The sequence below is a fragment of the Nocardiopsis sp. FIRDI 009 genome (genome assembly GCF_003386285.1).
Taxonomy (GTDB): domain Bacteria; phylum Actinomycetota; class Actinomycetes; order Streptosporangiales; family Streptosporangiaceae; genus Nocardiopsis.
Map to the genome: position 1 here is coordinate 92,381 of NZ_QPNC01000006.1, position 22,801 is coordinate 115,181.

The 22,801-nt window shown below is 71.1% G+C and carries 20 protein-coding genes; 9 read left to right on the plus strand and 11 right to left on the minus strand.

All coding sequences use genetic code 11. The annotated features are described in order from the left end of the window. Positions 1 to 57: 57 nt before the first annotated feature. Positions 58 to 918, minus strand: a complete 861-nt coding sequence (locus DVR05_RS03725; RefSeq protein WP_116244389.1) for a hypothetical protein — start codon at positions 916 to 918, stop codon at positions 58 to 60. Next, the gene (locus DVR05_RS03730) at positions 915 to 1,712 is read right to left on the minus strand and encodes a carboxylesterase (protein ID WP_116244390.1); all 798 of its coding nucleotides are present in this window, start codon (positions 1,710 to 1,712) and stop codon (positions 915 to 917) included. The genes DVR05_RS03725 and DVR05_RS03730 overlap by 4 nt, the downstream gene beginning before the upstream one ends. 467 nt (positions 1,713 to 2,179) lie before the next feature. On the opposite strand from DVR05_RS03730, the gene DVR05_RS03735 reads away from it, so the two are divergent. Next, positions 2,180 to 3,031 (plus strand): 1-acyl-sn-glycerol-3-phosphate acyltransferase, encoded by an 852-nt coding sequence (locus tag DVR05_RS03735; protein WP_116244391.1) that lies wholly within the window; start codon positions 2,180 to 2,182, stop codon positions 3,029 to 3,031. A gap of 176 nt (positions 3,032 to 3,207) precedes the next feature. On the opposite strand, the gene DVR05_RS03740 is transcribed toward DVR05_RS03735, so the two are convergent. Then, the gene (locus DVR05_RS03740) at positions 3,208 to 4,155 is read right to left on the minus strand and encodes an ROK family glucokinase (protein WP_116244392.1); all 948 of its coding nucleotides are present in this window, start codon (positions 4,153 to 4,155) and stop codon (positions 3,208 to 3,210) included. Between the two features lie 142 nt (positions 4,156 to 4,297). Beyond that, positions 4,298 to 4,729 (minus strand): hypothetical protein, encoded by a 432-nt coding sequence (locus DVR05_RS03745; protein ID WP_116244393.1) that lies wholly within the window; start codon positions 4,727 to 4,729, stop codon positions 4,298 to 4,300. 384 nt (positions 4,730 to 5,113) lie between these two features. Here DVR05_RS03745 and DVR05_RS03750 point away from each other — a divergent pair, with 384 nt between their 5' ends. Then, on the plus strand, positions 5,114 to 6,919 hold the full coding sequence (locus tag DVR05_RS03750; protein WP_116244394.1) for a long-chain fatty acid--CoA ligase: 1,806 nt from the start codon (positions 5,114 to 5,116) through the stop codon (positions 6,917 to 6,919). Between the two features lie 226 nt (positions 6,920 to 7,145). Here DVR05_RS03750 and DVR05_RS03755 read toward each other — a convergent pair whose 3' ends face one another. From DVR05_RS03755 to DVR05_RS03770, 4 genes are all read right to left on the minus strand, one after another. Beyond that, positions 7,146 to 8,789 (minus strand): cytochrome bc complex cytochrome b subunit, encoded by a 1,644-nt coding sequence (locus DVR05_RS03755; protein ID WP_116244395.1) that lies wholly within the window; start codon positions 8,787 to 8,789, stop codon positions 7,146 to 7,148. 3 nt (positions 8,790 to 8,792) lie between these two features. Next, a complete protein-coding gene (locus DVR05_RS03760; RefSeq protein ID WP_116244396.1) occupies positions 8,793 to 9,974 on the minus strand; it encodes a ubiquinol-cytochrome c reductase iron-sulfur subunit in 1,182 nt (393 codons plus the stop codon). After that, positions 9,967 to 10,878, minus strand: coding sequence for a cytochrome c (locus tag DVR05_RS03765; RefSeq protein WP_116244397.1), 912 nt, complete (start codon positions 10,876 to 10,878; stop codon positions 9,967 to 9,969). The genes DVR05_RS03760 and DVR05_RS03765 overlap by 8 nt, the downstream gene beginning before the upstream one ends. Positions 10,879 to 10,973: 95 nt before the next feature. Then, positions 10,974 to 11,528, minus strand: coding sequence for a heme-copper oxidase subunit III (locus DVR05_RS03770; protein ID WP_116244398.1), 555 nt, complete (start codon positions 11,526 to 11,528; stop codon positions 10,974 to 10,976). Between the two features lie 554 nt (positions 11,529 to 12,082). On the opposite strand from DVR05_RS03770, the gene DVR05_RS03775 reads away from it, so the two are divergent. Continuing rightward, positions 12,083 to 12,520: a hypothetical protein gene (locus DVR05_RS03775; RefSeq protein WP_116244399.1), complete on the plus strand. Its 438-nt coding sequence runs from the start codon at positions 12,083 to 12,085 to the stop codon at positions 12,518 to 12,520. A gap of 228 nt (positions 12,521 to 12,748) precedes the next feature. Further along, complete coding sequence (gene trpD / locus DVR05_RS03780; RefSeq protein WP_116244400.1) at positions 12,749 to 13,837, plus strand: anthranilate phosphoribosyltransferase; 1,089 nt, start codon at positions 12,749 to 12,751, stop codon at positions 13,835 to 13,837. Between the two features lie 214 nt (positions 13,838 to 14,051). Here the strand turns inward: trpD and DVR05_RS03785 are convergent, their stop codons facing one another. Genes DVR05_RS03785 through DVR05_RS03795 form a run of 3 tightly spaced genes read right to left on the minus strand, consistent with a single transcriptional unit; the run spans position 14,052 to position 16,883 of the window. Continuing rightward, positions 14,052 to 14,327 carry an Lrp/AsnC family transcriptional regulator gene (locus DVR05_RS03785; protein WP_075925011.1) on the minus strand — a complete coding sequence of 92 codons (276 nt, stop codon included), beginning with the start codon at positions 14,325 to 14,327 and terminating at the stop codon, positions 14,052 to 14,054. Between the two features lie 53 nt (positions 14,328 to 14,380). Then, on the minus strand, positions 14,381 to 15,145 hold the full coding sequence (locus DVR05_RS03790; protein ID WP_116244401.1) for a rhomboid family intramembrane serine protease: 765 nt from the start codon (positions 15,143 to 15,145) through the stop codon (positions 14,381 to 14,383). Further along, a complete protein-coding gene (locus DVR05_RS03795) occupies positions 15,123 to 16,883 on the minus strand; it encodes a DEDD exonuclease domain-containing protein (protein WP_116244402.1) in 1,761 nt (586 codons plus the stop codon). The genes DVR05_RS03790 and DVR05_RS03795 overlap by 23 nt, the downstream gene beginning before the upstream one ends. A gap of 133 nt (positions 16,884 to 17,016) precedes the next feature. Here DVR05_RS03795 and DVR05_RS03800 point away from each other — a divergent pair, with 133 nt between their 5' ends. The 5 genes from DVR05_RS03800 (at position 17,017) to DVR05_RS03820 (ending at position 22,598) form a co-directional block, all read left to right on the plus strand. Next, positions 17,017 to 17,298, plus strand: a complete 282-nt coding sequence (locus tag DVR05_RS03800; RefSeq protein WP_116244403.1) for a hypothetical protein — start codon at positions 17,017 to 17,019, stop codon at positions 17,296 to 17,298. After that, a complete protein-coding gene (locus tag DVR05_RS03805) occupies positions 17,295 to 18,695 on the plus strand; it encodes an NYN domain-containing protein (RefSeq protein ID WP_116244404.1) in 1,401 nt (466 codons plus the stop codon). The genes DVR05_RS03800 and DVR05_RS03805 overlap by 4 nt, the downstream gene beginning before the upstream one ends. 336 nt (positions 18,696 to 19,031) lie before the next feature. After that, a complete protein-coding gene (locus DVR05_RS03810) occupies positions 19,032 to 20,033 on the plus strand; it encodes an NlpC/P60 family protein (RefSeq protein ID WP_116244405.1) in 1,002 nt (333 codons plus the stop codon). A 333-nt stretch (positions 20,034 to 20,366) separates the two neighbouring features. Then, entirely contained in the window at positions 20,367 to 21,407 is a 1,041-nt protein-coding gene (locus DVR05_RS03815; protein ID WP_116244406.1) for a C40 family peptidase, read from the plus strand. 51 nt (positions 21,408 to 21,458) lie between these two features. Further along, complete coding sequence (locus DVR05_RS03820; protein WP_116244407.1) at positions 21,459 to 22,598, plus strand: glycosyltransferase family 4 protein; 1,140 nt, start codon at positions 21,459 to 21,461, stop codon at positions 22,596 to 22,598. Positions 22,599 to 22,801 lie beyond the last annotated feature (203 nt).

The window sequence follows — 22,801 nt, forward strand, 5'->3', positions numbered from 1 at the left end:
CGCTCGGACACGGCCGGAGGGTGACCGGCACGACGGGGAACAGCTCCCGACCAGGGTTCAGACCACCGCCCCGTCGTCGGGACCGTCGCCTCCGGGCCTGCTGTCGGTCATCCGCAGGATGAGTACGACGAAGCTGACGAGGAAGGCGGCGATCGCCACGAACATCAGCCAGTTGGGCAGCGTGATCCCGGCGAAGGCGGCCCCGAAGAGCAGGGCCGGTCCGCCCAGGAGGCCGAACCAGGCGGCGATGCCCACACGGTCGCCCTGGAGCAGGGGCGGCGGGGGCGGGGGTTCGTAGTGGCCCTCGCGGTCGGCCTCGGCCCTGCGGCGCGCCTCCTCCTCGGCGGCCTCGCGGGCCAGCGCGTCACCGCGGTCGAACGGCGGCCCGTCCGCGAGCAGGTCGCCGAACGGTGGTTCGTCCCGCCCGTCGGGGACGCTCAGGTTCTCCGCGTCGGGCCAGGCGGCCCGGCGCCGGGCCGCGGCGGTGTCGCCCTCTCCCTCGTAGAACCGGGCGACCAGATCGTCCCAGACCTCGTCCTCGTTCGGGGGCTCCGCGGGGGGCGCGTCGGGGTCGCCGTGGGCGGGCGGCCCCTCCAACAGGTCCCCGCCGCGCGGTGGGTCGGGGGTCTCGGCGGCGGGAACGGCGCCGCTCCGACCGCCGAGGTCGGGCAGCTCCGATCCCAGCACGCGCTCGGCCGCGGCGCGTTCCTCGGCGTCCACGTACAGGTGGTCCGTGGGCGGGTCCTCGGTCTCTCCCCCGCCGCCCGGTTCGAGGACGTCCTCCTCCAGGGGCACGGCGTAGGCGGCGATACCGCTGCGACGCAGCGCCTCCAGCATCCGGTCGGCGTGGGAGGGCGCGAGCAGGACCAGGGGGACGTAGGCATCGGCGAGCAGGCCGTTGCCCCGACGCTGTGTCATCGGACGGCTCCTTCCCCGCTTCTCCTCTGCTCTCGCACGAAGGCGAGGCTTCCGTCGAAGATCTCGGCGGCGTCGTGGTCGAGCGTCGCCACGTGGTAACTGTCGTGGAGCAGGTGGATCGTCAATGACGCGTTGACCGCCCTCCTGGCGAGCATACGCAGACTCCGCGGTCCGACGACATGGTCCTGGGTGCTCCGGTAGGCCAGGATCGGCGCTCGCAAAGCGGACATGCCCTCCTGAACCGTGCGCCACAGCTTCGGGAGTGTCGCGGCGGCGGCCGTGGGCGTGCGCGTGTATCCGCCCTCCCTCTCCCCCGGTTTGGCCACGTCGCTCGTCAGTCCCGGTGTGGAGGGCATGACCCGTCTGACCAGCCCGCGGAACGGAGCCACGATCGGGAGCCGGAGATCCTCCACCACGAGGGAGGGGTTGACGAGCACCGCGCCGCGCACGAGGTCGGGATGTTCCTGGGCCAGGCGCAGGGTCAGGGCGCCGCCCATCGAGAGCCCCATGACGAACACCTCCTCGCACCGCGCCGCCAGGTCCAGGAGCGCCCGTTCGACGGCGGCGTACCAGTCGTCGCTGGTGGTGAGGTTCATGTCCTGCCAGGTGGTGCCGTGACCCGGCAGCAGCGGAACCTCCACACTGTGCCCGGCGGCCGCCAGGTGCTCCGCCCAGGGCCGCATGGAGTAGGGCGACCCGGTGAAGCCGTGGCAGAGGAGGACACCGACCTCGGACCCCCGGTGGCTGTACGGTTCGGCGCCCGGCAGCAGGGGGGTGGCGGCGGTCGGTCTCATGGAGCGGCTCCAGGGGCTCGTGCGGTACGGGCGCGGGTGACGGCAGGCCCCCGGCTTCAGGCGTGAGGTTAGTCGTTCACCGTTCCGTTCGCCATCGAGGGTCCGCCCCGCCGTCCCGTGTCCTGGCGGACGCGCGCCGGGGTCCCGCCCGCGCACAGCCGTGGCGCCGTGTGTCGGCGCTGTTCGTCAGCGTGTTCACGGGCGGCGGGGGGTGCGGCCGGTTTCGTGTGGTTCGGCCGACACCGGCCGATCACGCGGGAACGGTATCCTTTACCGGGCCGGGCGTCGCCGTCCGTTTGGCGGCGCTTTGGCAGTTGCCCCCGTGCGATGGGAGGATGGCGCACGTCAGGTAACGCTCCTCCGCCCCCGTCGGGCGGAGGCGTTCGCGACCTTGTTGGCCGAGCGGGACAGTGAGCCGTGGCAGACCCTGCCCAGGACTCCCCGCGTGTGCAGGGGTGATCTCAACGATGTTCTACTGGGTGGTCAAGGCGATCCTGGGGCCGATCCTGGCCGTTCTGTGGCAGCCGCGGGCCGAGGGCGTGGAGAACGTGCCGCGGCGGGGCGCGGCGATCATGGTGAGCAACCACCTGTCCTTCTCCGACCACTTCTTCGGGCCCCTGCCGCTGCCGCGCAAGATCACCTTCCTCGCCAAGTCCGAGTACTTCACCGGAACCGGGGTCAAGGGGCTGGTCAGCCGGGCGTTCTTCACCGGCGTGGGTCAGATCCCGATCGACCGCTCCGGCGGAAAGGCCAGTGAGGCGGCGCTGCGCACGGGTCTGCGCGTGCTCAAGCGCGGCGACCTGCTGGGGATCTACCCCGAGGGCACCCGGTCCCCCGACGGCCGCCTCTACCGCGGCCGTACGGGTGTGGCGCGCCTGGCCCTGGAGGCCAAGGTGCCGGTGGTGCCGATGGCGATGATCAACCTGGAGAAGATCATGCCGCCCGGCCGGACCATCCCGAAGCTGGGTGTGCGTCCCAAGGTGGTGTTCGGCGAGCCGCTGGACTTCTCCCGCTACCACGGGATGGAACGCGACCCCCGGGTGCTGCGCGCCGTCACCGACGAGATCATGTACGCGCTGATGTCGCTGTCCGGCCAGGAGTACGTGGACCGGTACGCCCAGTCGGTCAAGGCGGAGCTGGAGGCCGAGGCCAAGGAGGCACGGCGCGAGCAGCACGCCGGTGACAAGGACCGCAGGCGCGCCGAGCGGGCCAAGCGCAAGGAGGAGCGCCGCGCCCGCAGGGAGCAGAAGCGGGCCGAGCGCAGGGCCGCCAAGGAGCGCGCGAAGAAGGGCGGGCAGTCCCCGGACTCCGAGGACTGAGACCCGCCCGCACACGAGGGGCGCGGCCGCGGTGATCACCGCGGCCGCGCCCCGTTCGCTTCGGGCCCGCGCTTCGCCTCGGACCGTGTCCGGGCGCCCGGGAACCGGGGATTCCTCCTCCTCGGCGGCGCCGGGACGCAACTCTCTCGGGGAGCCGCCCCGGCCGGGGATCCGGGTCAGTGGCGGGCGAGGTCTCCGGCGCCGACGATCCCCGCCTCGCCGCCGAGCTCGGCCAGGCGCACCTCGGCCAGGCGGCGGTTGGGGCGCCCGGACACGTGGCGGGCGAACGAGGCGCGGACCGGGTCCAGCAGGATCGCCCCCGCGTCGGACACACCGCCGCCGAGGACGAAGCACTCCGGGTCGAGGATGGCGGCGAGGTCGGCCAGTCCCAGCCCCGCCCACTCGCCGACCGCGGCGAAGCACTCCAGGGCGGCCGCGTCGCCCTCCAGCGCGGCCTGGGCGACGATCGGTCCCTGGAGGCGCTCCACGCTCCCGTCGGCGAGTTTGAGCATGCGCTCCGCCTTCCGGGGGTCGGTACGGGCGCGGTCCTGGGCCTCGGCGACCAGGGCGCGTCCGCTGGCGTACTGCTCCCAGCAGCCGTGGTTGCCGCAGGGGCACCGCCGGCCGAAGGGCACCATCCGGTAGTGGCCCACCTCCGCGGCCACCCCGAAGCGGCCCCGGTACAGGGCGCCGTCCAGGACCAGGCCGCCGCCGATACCGGTGCCCAGGGTCACGCAGACGATGTGGCCGCTGCCGCGCCCCGCGCCGAAGCGGGCCTCGGCCCAGGCGGCGGCGTTGGCGTCGTTCTCGACCACGACGGGCAGCCCGACGCGCTCCTGAACGCGGTCCCGGAGGGGGTGGTCGCGCAGGCCGAGGTTGACGGCGACCTGGACCGTGGCGCGGTCCTCGTCGACGAACCCGGCCACCCCCACGCCGACCGCCCCGCAGTCCTCCTCGGGGCTCCGGTCCCGCAGTTCGCGGACGGCGCGGGCGACGACGTCGGCGAGGGCCTCGGGGTCATCGGCCGGGGTGGGGTACTTGACCTTGTCCAGGATCTTCCCGTCGAGGTCGACGACCCCGGCGGCGACCTTGGTCCCACCGATGTCTACGCCGATGGTGAGCATGGGGGCGACTCCTCCGTACTTACGCCCGAACTCTGACATAAGTAACAAGGTTCATGACAGAGATCTTGCAAATGGGGTACAAACCATTCGATTAAACCAGCCCGCAACCCCTGGGAACACCCCTTCGGCGAAACCCGTGGATCTAGCCCGCTCCGCCCCCTGTGACCTGCTTGTCCGTACCAGACGTGGCGGATCCGCCACGTTCCGACCCCGGAGCGTCGTTACGGGTCTGCTCCAGGGAGCGCTCGACCACGTCCCAGGTGCGCCCGAGCGCGTCGGCCACGACCAGCCCCGCCCGACCCAGGTGCCCGGCGAGCTCCGGCGCGCTCGTGCGCACGATGTCGAGGACCTCGCTGAGCGGTCGGCGCTCCGACTCCGTCTCCAGCCGGATCGCCTCCGACCACACGTCCTCCCTGGCGGGCGGCGCGGTGACCGCGCTGACCCCGCGCCGAACTCCGGCCGCCAGCAGCTTGCGTTGGAGGCCGTCGACCAGCCGCAGCGCGTCGTCGACGAGGTCGGGCGCGGGCGCGCGGCCGTCGGAAGCCCCCTCGCCCCGACCGTTGTTCTCCGTCATGTCAGACCTCCTTGGAACCGGCTTGCCGTCGGCTTCACGTTAACCGGGCCCGGAGCCGGCCCACAGGGCCCTGTGGGCCGAATCAGGGATGAACCAGGGGTGCCCCGGGGCCGCAGGCGCAGCCGGGCCTCCGGGCCGGAGAAAACGACATTTCACGCGCTCTTCACGTCGGGTGCACGAACACCACGCAGGCGATAGTGTCGCGTGCGCGGGAGGAGGAGTCGGGACGAACCGTCCGCCCCACGCGTCCACCCACGTCAGACACCGGGTTCGGTCACCGTTGGATACCGAACGGCTCACCGTTCTACTCACGAGTAGCATGGTGTTGTTACGGTCGTCACGTCCCCGCACATCAAAACCCCGTACATGCCCAGGAGCCACAACGTGCGCGAATACAGTTCTCCCGCGAAAGCTGAGATCTCCGACGACGCGCGACTGACCGACACGCTCTACGCGCGCGCGGCCAGCGAGCCCAACGCCGTCGCCGCCCGCCGACTGGAGTCCGGACAGTGGCGCGACGTCACCGTCGCCGAGCTGCACGGCGACATCACCGCGTACGCCAAGGCGCTGATCAACGCGGGAATCGAGCACGGTGACCGGGTCGCCCTGATGTCGCGCACCCGCTACGAGTGGACGGTCGTCGACTACGCGATCTGGTCCGTCGGCGGCGTCACCGTCCCGATCTACGAGACCTCCTCCGCCGAGCAGGTCGAGTGGATCCTCTCCAACTCCGGGGCCAAGGCCGCCTTCGTGGAGACCGACGCCCACGCCGAGCGGGTCGAGTCGGTCCGCGCGAACACCCCCGACCTGGGCAACGTGTGGCGGTTCGACGGCGAGGACCTCGCCTCCCTGCGCGCCAGCGGCGCCGAGGTCGACGACGAGACCCTCGACAAGCGCCGCACCGCGGTCAAGGTCGACGACCTCGCCACCCTCATCTACACCTCCGGCACCACCGGCCGTCCCAAGGGCTGCAAGCTGACCCACCGGAACTTCCTCTTCATCGCGCACTCGGCACTGGAGGGCCCGGCCAAGCAGATCCTCCAGGACACGGACCGGTCGAACGCCTCCACCCTCCTCTTCCTGCCGCTGGCGCACGTGTTCGCGCGCTTCGTCCAGGTGATGGTGATCGAGGGCAAGGCGATCCTGGGCCACTTCTCGACAGCCGGCCCCGAGCTGATCGACCAGTTCTCCGTCTTCAAGCCCACCTTCATCCTCGCCGTCCCGCGCGTGTTCGAGAAGGTCTACACCAAGGCCGAGCAGAAGGCCACCGCCGAGGGCAAGGGGAAGATCTTCACCGCCGCCGCGAACACCGCGATCGACTACAGCAAGGCGCTCGCCACCGGCCAGGTGCCCTTCGGCCTCAAGCTCAAGCACGCCGTGTTCAAGAAGCTCGTCTACGGCAAGCTCATGGACCGCCTGGGCGGCCAGTGCGAGTACGCCGTCTCCGGCGGCTCGGCCCTCGGCGACCGTCTGGGCCACTTCTTCCGGGGCGCGGGCCTGACCATCATCGAGGGCTACGGCCTGACCGAGACCACGGCGCCCACCACGGTCAACAGCCCCGCCTTCAACAAGATCGGCACGGTCGGCCAGCCCCTGCCGGGCACCAGCGCGCGGATCGGCGAGGACGGCGAGATCCTCGTCAAGGGCGACCACATCATGGTCGGTTACTGGGACAACGAGAAGGCCACCAAGGAGGCCTTCACCGAGGACGGCTTCTACCACACCGGCGACCTCGGCACCCTCGACGACGACGGCTTCCTCAGCGTCACCGGCCGCAAGAAGGAGATCATCGTCACCGCGGGCGGCAAGAACGTCGCCCCCGCGGTCCTGGAGGACCGGATCCGGGCCCACGCCCTGGTCAGCCAGTGCATGGTCGTCGGCGACAACCGCAAGTTCATCGCCGCCCTGATCACGATCGACCCCGAGTCGTTCGAACAGTGGAAGTCCGACAAGGGCAAGACCGGTGAGATCGCCGACCTCACCGAGGACCCGGACCTCAACGCGGCCATCCAGGAGGCCGTGGACAACGCCAACAAGGCCGTGTCCAAGGCGGAGGCCATCAAGAAGTTCCGCATCCTGCCCAGCGACTTCACCGAGGAGAGCGGCCAGCTCACCGCCTCCATGAAGGTCAAGCGGCACGTGGTGAGCAAGAACTGGAGCAAGGAGATCGACGAGATCTACAACGTGTGACCCCTCCTCCTGAAGGAAGCCGGCCGTCCCCGCGCGCGGGGACGGCCGGCTTCCTCGTGGGTGCGGTCCCCTCCCCGGCGGCGTCGCGCCCACGTGCCTCCCCGCCCCGGTCCGGCCCGCTCCCCCGGTTCCGCCCGCCCGTGTGCCGCCGGGGACGCCCGGACACACGCGACGGGCCCGGCCGCAGAAGCACGGCCGGGCCCGTCACCATCGGGCACGCGCGTCGTCAGTGGACGGCGGACTCCTTCTCCTCGGCGGAGTGGTGCAGGTGGTGGCCGCTGTGCGGCTCCACACCCTCGAAGGACACGTTGTCCTTCGTGTACCAGTGCGCCAGGGCGCGGCGGAGCCTGCCCATCGGCTTGCGCTTGTGGGGACTCTCCACACCCTTGTCGTCGACCTCCTCCTCCAGGACGGTGGAGGTGATCGTCGGCTTGCTCAGGAGAGCGTCCACGGTGTCCTGCGAGCTCTCCTTGTGCACCTCGATGAACTCACCGCTGGGCAGCTGCTGGATGACGCCGCTCTCGTAGCCGTGCTCCAGGGTGTCGCGGTCACGCCGCTGCAGACCCAGGCAGATCCGCTTGGTGACGATGAACGCGATGATCGGCCCGACGATGATCGACGCACGGAAGATGTACGTCGTCAGGTACAGGTCGATGGAGAACGTCTCCGACAGGATGTCGTTCGACCCGGCGAGCCACATGACACCGTAGGCCGTGACACCGGCGACGCCCAGGGCCGTGCGGACAGGGGCGTTGCGCGGCCGGTCGGCCACGTTGTGCGCGCGCCTGTCCCCGGTGATCCACGCCTCCAGGAACGGCCACACGGCCAGGCCGCCGAAGAGCAGGCCCATCACGCCCAGACCGGGCACGAGGACCGCGGTCGGGATCGCGTACCCGAAGGGCGAGAGGTCGAACGTGTTCGGGAAGATACGCAGCGACCCCTCCAGGAAGCCCATGTACCAGTCCGGTTGGAGACCGGAGGTGATGGAGGTCGGTGTGAACGGCCCGAACAGGTGGATCGGGTTGACCTGCACGAACCCGGCCAGGCCGGCGGACACCGCGAACGTGAAGAAGAAGAACCCGCCCGCCTTGACCGCGAAGCCCGGGAACATGGGCGTTCCCACCACGGTCTTGTTCGTCTTGCCCGTACCCGGGTACTGGGTGTGCTTCTGGTGCCACAGGATCATGAAGTGCGCCACGATCAGCGCGAGCAGCAGAGCCGGCAGCAGCAGGATGTGCAGCATGTACAGGCGCGTGATGATCACGTCGCCGGGGAACTCCCCGCCGAACAGGAACATCGAGATGTAGGTCCCGACCAGTGGCAGGGCCATGATCACACCCTGGAGGATGCGCACGCCCATGCCGGAGGGCAGGTCGTCCGGCAGCGAGTAGCCGAACAGGCCCTCGACGATGGCGATCGTGAAGATGCCGACGCCGATCAGCCAGTTGATCTCGCGCGGCTTGCGGAACGCACCGGTGAAGAACACACGGAGCATGTGCACCACCAGCGAGGCCACGAAGATCAGCGCGGCCCAGTGGTGGATCTGCCGGACGAGGAACCCGCCGCGAACATCGAAGTCGATGTACAGGGTCGAGGCGTAGGCCTCACTCATCTCGACGCCCTGGAGGCGCTCGTAGGAGCCGTCGTAGACGATCTCCGCCATGCTCGGCTTGAACCACAGGGTCAGGAAGACACCCGTGACGAGCAGGATGATGAACGAGTACAGCGCGATCTCGCCGAGCATGAACGACCAGTGGTTCGGGAAGACCTTGCGCAGGTTCTTCTCACCGGTCTTGGCGAGGTGGAAGCGGTCGTCGATGAAGTTGCCGACGCCGCGCAGCGCCTTGGGTGCTTGCGTGGTCTTACTCATCGACTAGTCCTTCGCGTAGTCCCAGAACGTCGGCCCGGGCGCTTCGGGGAAGTCGCCGGTCGCGATGAGGTAGCCCTCGTCGTCGACGCCGATCGGCAATTGGGGCAGGGGACGGTGCGCCGGACCGAACACGACCTCGGCGGCGTTGGAGGCGTCGAAGGTCGACTGGTGGCACGGGCACAGGATGCGGTGCGTCGTGCGCTCGTACAGCGCCGCCGGGCAGCCCACGTGGGTGCAGATCTTCGAGTAGGCGACGATCCCGTTGTGCGTCCAGTTGAGCCGGGTCCGCTCCTCGCCGTCGACCGTCTCGACGACCTCGTTCATCCCCGACTTGAAGTCGCCGTCCGGCATCTTGATCAGCATGATGACGGACTTGGCCTTCTCGTTGAGGCTGAGGTGGAAGTCCTCCTCGGTGTACTCCCCCTCCTCGCCCTCGCCGTGGCCGTCACCGTGCGGCACGAAGGGCAGCGCGGTGATCATGCCGTTGGGCGAGTTCTCCAGGTCCTCGGCCTTGATGAAGCGGTGGGTGCCCTCGACGACCATGCGGACGCCGTTCTCCCAGGCCGTGTTCTTCAGCTTGTCCCCGGGCAGGGGGCCGGTGTCGCGCAGCAGCACGATCGGGGCCAGGCCCAGCGGGAGCATGGCGGCGATGAGCGTCCGCCGCATCAGCGGGCGCCTGGTGAAGCCGCTCTCGTCTGCGCCCTTCATGAAGAAGGCGCCGAAGGAGCTCTTCTCCTCCTCGCTGGAGGGAAGCTCGTCGTAGGGCGAGGCGACCTCGTAGTGGGGCATGACGCTGCGCGCCCACACCGTCATACCGGCGCCGATACCGAACAGCGCGATGGTGAGCGTGCCACCGAGGAGCATGTTCGAGTACTGGCCGATCTGCGGGTCCGCGATCGCCGGGACGTCCTCCGCGTTCGGCGGGAAGAGGAAGTAGGAGACCAGGAATCCGATACCGCCCAGGAAGGCGATGACGAACCACAGCGAGGCGATCTTCTCACCCCGGCGCTGGACCTCCTCCGGGTGCGCGTGGGTCTCGGAGGCAGGGTAGGGGCCCTCGTGCTCGGCCTCGGTGGAGGCGCTGGAGACCACGCTCTCCTCGGCCTCGGAGGACGGGGTGCCGAGCACGCGCTCGGGACCGCCCGTTCCGGCCTCGGTGTTGTCGTTGTTGTTGTTCTCAGTCATGTGCACGCTGCTTCGCGGTGATCCAGATCGCGCAGGCGATGATCAGTGCCAGGCCGATGGTCCACGAGATGAAGCCCTCGGCGACCTGTCCGACGCGCGCCAGGTCGAAGACGCCACCGGCGTTCGGCTCGTCCTGCAGGGTCTTCACGTACGAGATGAGCTCCTGCTTCTCGTCGGGCTCGATGACCGTGTCGGCGAACATCGGCATGGCGCCGGGGCCGCTGACCATGGCCTCGTAGATCTCACGAGGGCTGGCGTCGCGGATCTCGGGGGCCCAGCGGCCGTCGGTGAGGGCGCCGCCGCCACCGGACCAGCTGTGGCAGTGCGCACAGTTGGTCAGGTACAGCTTCATGCCCATCTCGGTGTCCTCGGCACCGGCGATGTAGGCCTCGTACTCCGCCTCGTACTCCTCGAGCGCGGCCTCGTACTCGGCCTCGGCCTCCTCGACGGCCTCGTGGTACTCCTCCTCGGAGTCGAAGTCGGCGCGGTTGACGCTGAACTCGTCCCGCTGGGGGGCGGTGTCCGGAACGTCGTAGGGGATGTCCGCGCCGCTCCGGCCCTCCCTGATCTCCGCGTTGTAGTACGCGATCAGGTTGACCAGGTCCTCCTCGGACATGGCCATGGGCTTGCGCGGCATCTGCGCGTCCGGGTTGGCCGACGGCATCCGGCCGGTGCTGACCTGGAAGTCGACCGCCGCGGGACCGACCTCACGCAGGTCCGGACCGATGACGCGGCCGTCCTCGGTCCTCATGCCGGAGCCGTCGTAGTTGTGGCACGTGGCACACGTCTGGTCGAAGATCTTGCGGCCCTCGGCGACGTCGACGTCCTCGGGGGACGGCGCGTCAGCGGCGAGGGTCTGCGCCTGCGCCTGGTCGGTGGTGGGGGCCAGTGCGGCGTACCCCACCCCGAACAGGGCTAGCGCGAGGATGACGACGACATACCCCGCCAGGGGATGCCGTCGCCGCGCGGTAATCCATTTCACGGTTTCCCCGTTTCGGGTTACTGGATGAAGTAGATGGTGAAGAACAAAGCGATCCAGACCACGTCGACGAAGTGCCAGTAGTAGGACACGACGATCGCGCTGGTCGCCTGCTGGTGGGTGAAGCGCTTCGCGGCGTACGTGCGTCCCAGCATGATGAGGAACGCGATCAGCCCACCGGTGACGTGAAGCCCGTGGAAGCCCGTGGTCAGGTAGAACATCGACCCGTAGGCGCTGGACTGGAGAGTCAGGCCCTCGTGCGCGATGAGCACGTAGTACTCGTAGGCCTGTCCGAGAACGAAGAACAGGCCCATGAAGAACGTCAGGTAGAACCACGCGCGCAGCTTCTTGACGTCACCGCGCTCGGCGGCCCAGACGCCGGCCTGCGCGGTGAAGCTCGAAGCCACGAGCACCACGGTGATCGCGGTCGCCCACGGCACGTTGAGGTGCGTGTCCGGCCACGGCCCCAGTTCGGGGTTCCCGTTGGTCACCGATCGGATGGTGAAGTACATCGCGAACAGCGCTGCGAAGAACATGAGCTCGTTGGCCAACCACACGATGGTGCCAACGCTCACCAGGTCAGGACGCTTTGCCGCACCATGCTCTGGTGTCGGTGTTGTTTTGAGGTTCGCGGTTGCTGTCGCCACGGGAGCATTATTACGGCATCTCGCGGAGACCCGTACTCGACCCCCCGTAAGGGGGCGGATCAGTACCGGTTTCAACCAACCAAGCGCCCCGGACCGGGGCGTTCACCGTGACTCGGGCGTTACTGTACCGACTCGGCCGCCGGCCGCGCGCCAGCGACCCGCCCACAGCCGCCGACAGGCGTGATCCTGGGCGGCTGAGGCGATCCGTACCCCGGCGGAAACCCCCTCAACCCACCTCGGCCAACGCGCAGGTATCGAAACGGTCACCGTTGCACAACGCCGCGCGCGGGGCCGGTGGGCGCACCCCTCGGAAGTGCTGGCATCCTGGGAGTGTCGAAGGTCTCAACCCCGCGCTCCGATCCCGTGGAGGCTCTGGGCACCGGGACCGCGAGGCAATAGAGTCGACGACGAGAGAACCAACGAACGCCCGGCCGCGCCCCCTCGACGGCGGCCGAGGACCGACGTGATGGGACGGTTGCGCGATGGTGGTCAGCGGTACGGACACGGGTGCCCGGATGCGCGTGCTGGTCTACAGCGACAAGGCCGAGACCCGCGAGCAGGTGCGCATGGCCGTCGGCCGCCGCCCGGCCGCCGACGTGCCCCGCGTGGAGCTGGTCGAGTGCGCGACCGCCCCCGTCGTGATCCGCAGGCTGGAGTCGACCGACCCCGCCGAGCGCATCGACGTGGCGATCCTCGACGGCGAGGCCGCCCCGGTCGGCGGCATGGGCCTGTGCCGCCAGCTCAAGGACGAGATCTTCCGCTGCCCGCCGATCCTGCTCCTGGTGGGCCGCCGCGACGACGGCTGGCTGGCGACCTGGTCCCGGGCCGAGCAGGTGGTGAGCCACCCCATCGACCCCGTCGCGCTGGCCGAGTCCCTGGCGGAGCTGATGCGTCAGCGCGCCGCAGCCCTCAGCGGGTGACCCCGGTGGGCGCCCCCACGACTCTGAGCGACCGCGAGAACGCCGACAGGGAGATGCGTCGGCGTTCCGTCGTGCACGGAGCACTCAACCACGGTGCGGACACCGGGCGATGGCGTGGCCACGCCCTGTCCCGTCCCCTGGGGCGTTGAGCGCCGGTCGGCCGCCGTCGCGCGCCGCCGTCCCCGCACGCCCCCACGCCCGAACCCGCACCGTGGAGCCGAAGAGAAGATGAACACCGTCCCCGCCCACCCCTCCGACGACCGGTCCGCCGTCACCGAGCGGACCTGGTCCAACCTGATCACCGCCCTCCTGGGCGGGGTGACGCTCAGCGCCGCCGACACGACCTGGGCGATGAACGAGATCATGTCCGGTTCGGCGACCGACGCCCAGATCGCCGGGTTCGCCGTCGCGCTGCGCGCCAAGGGCGAGAGCGTGTCCGAGGTGACCGGCCTGGCCAGGGGCATGCTCGACAACGCCGTCCGCATCAGCGTCCCCGGACCGACCCTGGACATCGTCGGGACCGGCGGTGACCGGGCGCACACCGTGAACGTGTCGACGATGGCCGCGATCGTGGCGGCGGCGGCGGGCGCGCGCGTGGTCAAGCACGGCAACCGCGCGGCCTCCTCCTCCTGCGGGACCGCGGACGTCCTGGAGCGGCTCGGCGTGGTCCTGGACCTGCCGCCGGAGCTGACCGCCCGGGTGGCCGAGGAGGCGGGCATCACCTTCTGCTTCGCGCCGCTGTTCCACCCCTCGCTGCGCTACGCGGCCAAGCCGCGGCGTGAGCTGGCCGTGCCGACGGTGTTCAACTTCCTGGGTCCGCTGACCAACCCGGCGCAGCCCACCACCTCGGCGATCGGGGTGTTCGACGAGCGCATGTGCGAGGTGATCGCGGGGGTCTTCGCCGGTCGCGGCGCCTCGGCGCTGGTGTTCCGCGGTGACGACGGCCTGGACGAACTGACCACCTCGACCACCTCCACGGTCTGGGTGGTCCGTGACGGTGCGACGCGGCGGGAGCGGCTGGACCCGGCGGAGCTGGGGATCGAGCGCTCCGCGCCGGACGCGCTGCGCGGGGGCGACGTGGAGTTCAACGCCCAGGCCGTGCGCGACCTGCTCGCGGGTCAGCGGGGTCCGGTGCGGGACGCGGTCCTGCTCAACGCGGGCGCCGCGCTGGCGGCCGTGGACGGTGTACGGGGTTCCCTGGTGGAGTCCGTGCGTGCGGGCTACGAGCGTGCCGCCGCCGCCGTGGACAGCGGGGCCGCCGAGCGGGCGCTGGCCGCGTGGGTGGAGACCAGCCAGGGCCTGGCCAAGCAGCTCTAGAGCCCACGCCCGAGCCCGCGAGGCCGTGTGAACAGCGAGGGGCGTACGGGGTTCTGCAGGGCGAGGCAAGCCGCCAGCGAGGAACGAGCCAGGCGCCGCCGAGGATGAAGAACCCCGTTCCCCGCGCCCCGAGCCCCGGCCGAGCCCGCGAGGCCGTGTGAACAGGGCGCGGAACCGGCCGGTGCCGGATCCGCGCCCCCAGCGTCTCCCGGGGCTACCAGCCCAGGGCGAAGGCGGACTCCAGGTCGTGCTTGGAGTAGGTCTGGAAGGAGATGTGGGTGTCGGAGGAGATGACGCCGGGCACCTTGTTCACCCGCCCCGGGATCACCTCCGCCAGGTCCTCGTGGCGGCGGACCCGCACCATGGCGATGAGGTCGACGCCGCCGGTGACCGAGTAGACCTCGCTGACGCCGTCGATGTCGGCGATCGCCTCGGCGACCTCGGGGATGCGGTGGACGTCGGCCTTGATCATGACGATCGCGGTGATCACGGTGCCTCCATTGGCGGGTCGGCGCGGGACGGGCCCCGGTCGGGGGCGCACCATCAGTAGACGTCGGACAGCCGCGTCCCGGAGCGCCATCGCAACCGGTAGACCACCAGTCCCGCGGCCACCCCGGCGAGGAATCCGTACACGTGCGCCGCGTAGGCGACGTTGGACCCGCCTCCCGGGGTGGTGGAAGTGGTGACGTAGAGAAGATACTGAACCGCGAAGTAGCTGCCCACCAGGGCCCACCCGGGCAACCGCATCGGGATGACGACGAACACCAGCGTGGTCACCCTGCTGCGGAACTGCACGACCAGGTAGGCGCCGAGCACGCCGGAGATCGCCCCGGAGGCCCCGACCATGGGGATGGTGCCCCCGGTGTCCACCAGCGCGTGCCCGTAGGCGGCGGCCAGGCCGGTGACCAGGTACAGGACGAGGAAGCGGACGCGGCCGATCCGGTCCTCGACCACGGGGCCGAAGACGAACAGGTACACCATGTTGCCCAGCAGGTGCGCCGCGCCGCCGTGGACGAACATCGCGGTGAACACCGAGAGCCAGACGGACTTGCCGTCGAGTCCGCCGCACTCGGGGGTCATCGGGGGCGCCAGGTCGGTGCGGCCGAGCATCTCGTCGGGGATCGCGCCCCAGCGCATGAAGTAGTGGTCGATCGCGCAGAACCGCTCGGCGAGTTCGACCGGGTACCAGACCGCGGTCATCGCCAGCGGGGACGCCAGGTAGACGAGCACGTTCACCGCGATCAGCGTGTAGGCGACCACGGGGGCGCGGCGGACCGGGTAGTCGTCATTCAGCGGAAGCGCGGCCATGCGCCCAGTGTGTCATCCCGGTGTGGGCCTCCGCGCCGCGCAACGGGCAGGTCCACTCACCCTCGATCTCGACCAAACGGGCGGTGGGGTGGGCGAGCCAGTCGAGGATCAGCTCGGTCTCCTCGGCGGTGGCCCGCGGTGTGGGGCCGACACCGGCCGGGACGCGTTCGGCGGTGGCCGTGAGCGAGGTCAGGAAGGCCGCCGGGTCGGTACCGGGTCGGAGGACGGCGCTGGCGGCCAGGCGGCCGTGGCGGACCACGCAGGTCTCCCATCCGGTGCCGCCGGGGCGGGTGGCGACCAGGTGCGGGACGGCGGCGATGGCGGACAGACGCTGCGCGCGCCTGGCCCCGCGCAGGAACGCCGCGAGCCGGTCGCGGTGGGTGGCGGCCTCCTCGTAGCGCAGGTCGGCGGCGAGTTCGGTGATGCGGGCGGTGTGGGAGGTCACGACGGCGCCCGGGTCTCCGGTCATCGCGGAGCGGACGGCGTCGGCGTGGACGGTGTAGTCGGCGTGGCTCTCGGTGCCGTCGCACGGGGCGCCGCACCGGCCGAGTTGGGCGAGGACGCAGGGCTCGACCAGCCGCTCCCCGGTGCGGGAGGCCACCGGCCGCCCACCGGGGACCGGGGTGAACACGTGGGTGCACTGGCGCAGCGGGAACGCGTGCAGGAGCGCCTCCCTGGCCCGTTCGGCCTCCTTGGCGGAGGCGTAGGGGCCCACGTGGGCCGCCCCGTCGTCGCGGACCGCGCGCACCACCGACAGCCGGGGGTAGGCGTCGGTGGTGAGTTTGACCCAGAAGGCCCGTTCGGGGTTGCGCGACCTGCGGTTGTAGGGCGGTTTGCGCTCGGCGATGATGCGCAGTTCCCGGACCGCGGCCTCCAGCTCGGTCGTGCAGACGATGGGGGTGACGCCCTCCACGAGCGCGGTCATCTCCCGGATGCGCTGGCGGTTCTCGGCCGCGGTGAAGTACGACCGCACACGACGGCGCAGGTTGACGCTCTTGCCGACGTAGAGGGTGGCGCCGCGCGCGTCGGTGAAGACGTACACCCCCGGTTCCTCGGGCAGGTCCTCGGCCAGGTGGCGCCGGGCCCGCTGGGCGCGGCTGGCGGGCTTGGTGACCGCGCGCAGCTCCTCCAGGCTCTGCACCCCGGCGGGGGCGAGGCGGTCGATGAGCCCGTGCAGGACGCCGACGGTGGCCCGGGCGTCGTCCAGGGCTCGGTGGGTGGGGGTGGCGGCCACGCCGAAGTACGCGGCGAGCGTGCCGAGGCGGTGGTTGCGGACCTGGCCGCGGTCGAGCACGGCACGGGCCAGGCGCAGGGTGTCCACGACCGGGGGGTCGGGCCACCGCTGGCCCAGCCGTTCGCAGGCGGCGCGGAGGAAGCCGGTGTCGAAGGCCGCGTTGTGCGCGACGAACGCGGTGTCGGGGTCGGCGGTCAGCAGGGCCAGCAGGTCGGGCAGGACCTCCTCCAGGGAGGGGGCCGTGGCCACCATGGACTGGGTGATGCCGGTCAGGAGGGTGATGTTGGCCGGAATGAGGGTGCCGGGGTCGACCAGCGTGGAGTACTCGTCCAGGACCTTCCCGCCACGCGTGCGGACGGCGCCGATCTCGGTGATGCGGGACCGTGTGGCGCTGGTGCCGGTGGTCTCCAGGTCCACCACGACGAACGTCGTCGCGGCCAGCGGGGTGCCGAGGTCGACGATGCTCGTTTGGACGCCGGTGGACGCCGCTGACTGTGGAACCACGCGGTCAGGGTAGTCGGAGCCACCGACCGAACGGCCGACGAATACGGCCTGACCTGCCCGACATGGAAAGATGGGGGTGAAGGGGCGGAAGTGCCCTTGCGTCCCGGGATGAGCACGATCGAAGGAGGAAACCGTGGGGATCGCGATGCCGGGTGACAGTGAGCGGTGGCGGTGCACCGGGTGCGGCAACCTCACGCGGTTCGACGTGACCCGTACGGTCCGCTCCGAGGACTTCGTCCACCAGGACCTGGCCGGTCGGGGTCTGGTCGAGGAGCGTTCGGTGCTCACCGAGACGGTGGAGCGGGTCCGGTGCCGCTGGTGCGGCGCCACGGACAGCGTGGAGATCGTCCCCCGCCCCGACGCCGACAGCTCGGTCCCCGAGTCCTCGGCCGAGGGTACGACGGGTCGGGCATGAGCGCCCGCCCGGAGACGGGCGGCGACTCCGACGCCGCGGAGCCGCTCGGCCCGGATGAGGGGGCGGCCCAGGACGGGCGGGACCGCGCCGAGGACGAGCGGCTGCGCAGACCCCTGCCCGAGCAGGTACGGGCGAGGGTGGTCGAGTACGGCTCCGACGTGCTCGGCGGCATGCCCGCGGGTGAGCTGCCCCCGCTGCTGCGACGGGTGGCCCGGTTCGAGCCGCGCCGCCGTGCCCGGCTGGCCGGACCGCAGATCGCCGCGCAGTTGGAGACCGACGACGACTTCCGCGGACGGGTGGCCGCCCGTGTGGACCAGGTCTGGCCCGAGCTGGCCGAGGGGCTGCGCTCGGGTGTCGTCCCGCCCGCCGCCGACCCCGTGGCGGTGGCGGCCTGCGCCTACCTGCTGCGCCCCCGGGGGTGGTCGGAGATCATCGAGGGCGTCCACGCCGAGTTGGAGCGCCAGAGCAGCGTGAAGGAGGCCGACGAGGCCGTCGAGGCGCTGGACTCGGTGCGTCGGCAGCTGGACGAGACCAGGCACAGCCATCAGGCCGACCTGGAGCGGCTGCGCGGTCAGATCCGGGATCAGCGCGCCGAGATCTCCGAACTCCGACGCAAGGTCCACACCGAGCGCCAGCGCGCCAAGGAGGCCGTGGCCAGGGCCGAGCGCGCCCTGACCGAGACCGCCGACCGGGAGAGCGAGTCGGCGACACAGGTCAGTGCCCTGGAGGCGGAGAACCGGCGGCTGCGCTCCCGGTTGGCGGAGGCCGAGGCCCAGGTGGAGAGCGCCCGCCGCGCGGTGCGCTCGGAGCGCAACGCCGACGAGGCGCGGCTGCGCGTGCTCCTGGACGTGCTGGTGGAGGCCTCGCACGGGCTGCGTCGCGAGCTGGCCCTGCCCACGTCCCTGGACAGCCCCGCCGACCACGTCACCGAGGCCGGTCGGGAACAGCGCCGTGCGCCGTTGGTCGGGCTGCCCGACGACGACCCGGGACTGTTGGAGCACCTCCTGACCGTGCCGCGCGTGCACCTGCTGGTGGACGGCTACAACGTCACCAAGACCGGATACGGGACACTGCCGCTGGCCGACCAGCGCACCCGTCTGCTGGGCTCCCTGGAGGGGCTGGCCAGCCGGACCAAGGCCGAGATCACGTGCGTGTTCGACGGCGCGGACGTCGACACACCGCCGGTCATCGCCAAACCGCGCCGGGTGCGGGTGCTGTTCAGCGCGTCGGGGGAGACCGCCGACGAGCTGATCGTGCGGCTGGTGCGCGCCGAGCCCCCGGGGCGGCCGATCGCGGTCGTGACCTCGGACCGGGAGATCGTGACGGCCGTGCGCGCGGCCGGGGCGCGGGCGGTGCCCTCACCGATCTTCCTGCGCGGATTGGAGCGGCGGGGCTGACGGGGTCGACGGCGTTCCGACGACCGCACAGGTTCGTTACCCTTTCGTGACAGCGATCCGCGCGCGTGTGTCTGCCTGGAACAACACCGCTGGTGAGGTTCGGGTGGCCGCGTGCGCGGTTCCGTGTGCACCGGGCCCGGTGGTTGAGGGGGGAGGTACGGTCCGCTAGGTTCTTCCCGGAGCGTGAGTGCTCTACCGGGTAGAACGCGACACCTGTGCCCGCGGCCCGGCCCGATCCCCCACTCACGCGCGCCCGCGTCCCCGCGCGGGCGGTCTCCCCCGTTGTCTTCCCAGCACCCCGTGCGGATGTCCCTACCCCAAGGAGCGTGGACCGCCATGAAGAACCCCGGTGGTCGGCGTACGGCTCGCCGACTCGCGACGACCGGCCTCGGTGTGGTCGTCGCCGGAACCCTGATCTCCCCCGGAACCGCCCACGCGGAGCCGACCCAGGAGGAGGTCGAGGACCGCATCGAGGAGCTCACCCAGGAGGCGGACGCCGCGGTCCAGGCCTACAACGAGGCCGAGGAGGACTACGAGACCGCCAAGACCCAGTACGAGGAGCTGGACGAGCAGGTAGGCGACGAGGAGGAGCGCTACGAGGAGCTTCGCCAGCGCGTCCAGCAGTTCGCCAGCGCCGCCTACCAGTCGGGCGACCTGGACTCCACGGCCAACATTCTGACCTCGGAGGGTCCGGAGTCCCTCCTGGAGCAGAACGACGACCTGAACTACCTGTCGGAGCAGCAGCTCGCCCAGCTGGACGAGTTCGGCGAGTCCTCCGAACGCCTGTTCTCGCTCAAGGACGAGGCAGAGAAGGCCCTGGAGGAGACCGAGGAACTGCTGGAGGAGGCCGAGGAGGCCAAGGAGGAGGCCGAGGAGGCCCTCGCCGAGCAGGAGGAGCTGCTGGCCACCTTCCCCGGTGCGAACCCCGCGGCCGAGGGTTCCAACAGCAACCCCGGTACCTCCTACACCGGCCCGGCCTCGGGCAACGCGCGCGCCGCGCTGGACTTCGCCTACGCTCAGATCGGCGACAACTACGTGATGGGCGGCACCGGCCCCGATGTGTGGGACTGCTCCGGGCTCATCCAGGCCGCCTGGCGCCAGGGCGGCGTGAACCTCCCGCGCACCACCTACACGCAGGCGAACGCGGGCCAGCGCATCTACGACATGAGCGCGCTCCAGCCCGGCGATATCATCTTCTTCTTCGGCCACCTCGGCCACGCGGGCCTCTACGCGGGCAACGGCCAGATGGTGCACGCTCCGAGTTCGGGCAAGCAGGTCGAGGTCGTGAACCTGGCCAACTACTGGGCGAGTGAGTTCCAGTTCGGTGTCCGTCCCTGACGGCGTCCCCGGTCCTCCGCGAGGGCCGTCACCCGTTCCTCCGGGTGGCGGCCCTCGCGTCGTCCGTGCTGCGGTCCACCGCAGCATATTTCGGACACTCATCGTGATCCGCTAGAAGGTAACGAATCAGTTGAGAGTGGGACGACGAATGCACTAGTGTTCATCGCCGAGCGCGGTCGCTCCTCTTCACCGCCCCCTGGTGGTGACGACCGCGTCCTGGTCGGGCACACCCCCACACCGTTTCGGCTGGCGCCGTTCACTGCCCGAGACCCGCCCGGTTCAACCCTTGGTCCCCCGAACGAACGGGGCCGAGGGGAGAAAGGTGTCCCCATCGTGTCTGGTTCCCCTCGTGCCAGCGGCCGCCGCGTCGCGATCGTCTCCTCCCTCACCGCCTCCGTCCTCCTCGTTCCCACCGCCGCCCTCGCCGAGCCGTCCGTCGAGGACGTGCGCGAGGAGATCGAGGCCCTGGACGAGGAGTTCGGCCGTCTCAACTCCGACTACAACGAGGCGCAGGAGACCCACGAGGCCGCCGAGGCGCGGCTCGAGGAGATCAGGGACGACCTGGAGAACACCCGCGACACCGTCGACGAGCTCGGCCGGAGTGTGCGGGCGCTGGCCAACCTCACCTACACGGGCGTCGACCTGACCTCCCCCACGCAGCTCCTCGGGGCTCGCGGCCCCGAGGGCGTCCTGGCGCACGAGGCCGATCTGGCCTACCTGTCCGAGCACAACGACCGGGACCTGGCGGCCTACGTCGAGGAACTGGAGTACCTGGAGTCGCTGGAGACCGAAGCCGTCGCGACCGAGGAGGAGGCCGCCCAGGCTCTGGAGGAGGCCGAGGAGGCCAAGGAGGAGGCCGAGGAGGCCATCGCCGAGCAGGAGGCGCTCCTGGAGGAGCTGACCGCCGAACAGCGCGCCGAGGCCACCCAGAACACCGTCAGCGGCGGAGCGGGCTCGTCCGGCGGAGGGAGCACGGGCTCGTCCGGCGGCGGCGCCACCTACACCGGTCCGGCCTCCGGCAACGCGCGCACCGCGTTGAACTTCGCCTACGACCAGATCGGGAAACCCTACGTCTGGGGCGGTACCGGCCCCGGCGGCTACGACTGCTCCGGGCTCGTCCAGGCCGCCTGGGGGGCGGCGGGCGTGCGTCTCCCCCGCACCACCTACGACCAGGTCAACGCGGGCACCCGGGTCTCCTGGGACAACATGCAGCCCGGTGACCTGATCTTCTTCCGGGGCCCCAACCCCACACACGTGGGCATGTACGCGGGCGACGGCATGATGGTGCACGCCCCGAACTCGAACAGCACCATCTCCGAGGTGAGCCTCGGCAGCCACTACAGGTCGATCTTCTACACCGCGGTCCGCCCGTGACCGGGTGCGCCCCCGCGGCGCGGAGCGAGCCGCGACCCTAGACTCGCCTCCGTGCCGCGAACCCTGATCATCACCAACGACTTCCCGCCGCGCCCCGGGGGGATCGAGTCCTTCGTCCACGAACTGGCCCTGCGCCGCCCGGACGACTCGGTCGTCGTGTACTGTTCCTCCCCCGCCGAGCGCGACGCCCGGGCCGACCCCGACTTCGACCTGCGCCAGCCCTTCCCCGTCGTGCGCGACACCGCCCGCGTCCTCCTGCCCACCCCCCGGGTGGCGGCGCGGGCCCGTGCCATCGCCGATCTGGAGGGGTGCGACGCTGTCCTGTACGGCGCGGCCGCCCCTCTCGGCCTGATCGCGGACACCCTGCGCGGACACGGCACCGTGCGGCGCCAGGTGGCCCTCACCCACGGCCACGAGTCCGGCTGGTCGGCGCTGCCGGGGGCCCGTGAGGCGCTGCGGCGGATCGGCGACACCACCGACACCGTCACCTACCTGGGCGAGTACACCCGCCGCCGACTGGCCCGCGCCCTGTCCCCGAGCGCCGCCGACCGCATGCGCCGCCTCGCTCCCGGCGTGGACACCGCGCGCTTCCACCCCGGAGCGGGCGGCGAGGAGATCCGCGCCCGCCACGGGCTGGGCGGGCGACCGGTGGTGGTGTGCGTGTCGCGGCTGGTGCGGCGCAAGGGTCAGGACACGCTGCTGCGTGCCTGGCCGCGTATCCTGGCGGACGTGCCCGACGCCGCGCTGCTCATCGTCGGGGACGGACCCGACGCGGGGCGGCTGCGGTCGGCGGCGCGCGGCATGGACTCGGTGGTCCTCACCGGCGCTGTGCCCGCGCAGGAGCTGCCCGCCCACTACGACGCGGGCGACGTGTTCGCCATGCCGTGCCGGACCCGGCGCGGCGGTCTGGACGTCGAGGGGCTCGGCATCGTCTACCTGGAGGCGTCGGCCACCGGGCTGCCCGTCGTCGCCGGTGACTCCGGCGGGGCTCCGGACGCGGTCCTGACCGGTGAGACAGGGTACGTCGTCGACGGCTCCCTTCCCGGGCCCACCGCCCGGGCGCTCATCCGCCTGCTGCGCGACCCCGACCGGGCCGCCCGGATGGGCGTGCGCGGCCGGGAGTGGGTGTCCCGGGAGTGGAGCTGGGAGCGGATCTCCCAGCGGCTCGACACGCTGCTGAGCGCCCCCTGATCCCCGGGGCCGCACAGCGGAGGTCCCAGGGGGTCGCCCGTTCGGGCGCTGGCAGGGTGCCGCAAGTCGAGGCAAGCCGCGTAGCGAGGAACGAGCGACAGGCGCAGCCGAAAGAAGAACCGCGCCGTAGGCGTCCGTTGAGGGTGGTGGAGGGCGACGGGCGGGCAGGCATCCCTGCCTTCGGGGCGCCCGAACACGGGCCA

Bases quoted from the DNA above. Each gene is read 5' to 3' on its own strand.
- DVR05_RS03725 (WP_116244389.1), bottom strand. From the start codon at position 918: ATGACACAGCGTCGGGGCAACGGCCTGCTCGCCGATGCCTACGTCCCC.
- DVR05_RS03775 (WP_116244399.1), top strand. From the start codon at position 12,083: ATGGTGGTCAGCGGTACGGACACGGGTGCCCGGATGCGCGTGCTGGTC.
- DVR05_RS03805 (WP_116244404.1), top strand. From the start codon at position 17,295: ATGAGCGCCCGCCCGGAGACGGGCGGCGACTCCGACGCCGCGGAGCCG.
- DVR05_RS03755 (WP_116244395.1), bottom strand. From the start codon at position 8,789: ATGAGTAAGACCACGCAAGCACCCAAGGCGCTGCGCGGCGTCGGCAAC.
- DVR05_RS03740 (WP_116244392.1), bottom strand. From the start codon at position 4,155: ATGCTCACCATCGGCGTAGACATCGGTGGGACCAAGGTCGCCGCCGGG.
- DVR05_RS03730 (WP_116244390.1), bottom strand. From the start codon at position 1,712: ATGAGACCGACCGCCGCCACCCCCCTGCTGCCGGGCGCCGAACCGTAC.
- DVR05_RS03760 (WP_116244396.1), bottom strand. From the start codon at position 9,974: ATGACTGAGAACAACAACAACGACAACACCGAGGCCGGAACGGGCGGT.
- DVR05_RS03790 (WP_116244401.1), bottom strand. From the start codon at position 15,145: ATGGCCGCGCTTCCGCTGAATGACGACTACCCGGTCCGCCGCGCCCCC.
- DVR05_RS03735 (WP_116244391.1), top strand. From the start codon at position 2,180: ATGTTCTACTGGGTGGTCAAGGCGATCCTGGGGCCGATCCTGGCCGTT.
- DVR05_RS03745 (WP_116244393.1), bottom strand. From the start codon at position 4,729: ATGACGGAGAACAACGGTCGGGGCGAGGGGGCTTCCGACGGCCGCGCG.
- trpD (WP_116244400.1), top strand. From the start codon at position 12,749: ATGAACACCGTCCCCGCCCACCCCTCCGACGACCGGTCCGCCGTCACC.
- DVR05_RS03810 (WP_116244405.1), top strand. From the start codon at position 19,032: ATGAAGAACCCCGGTGGTCGGCGTACGGCTCGCCGACTCGCGACGACC.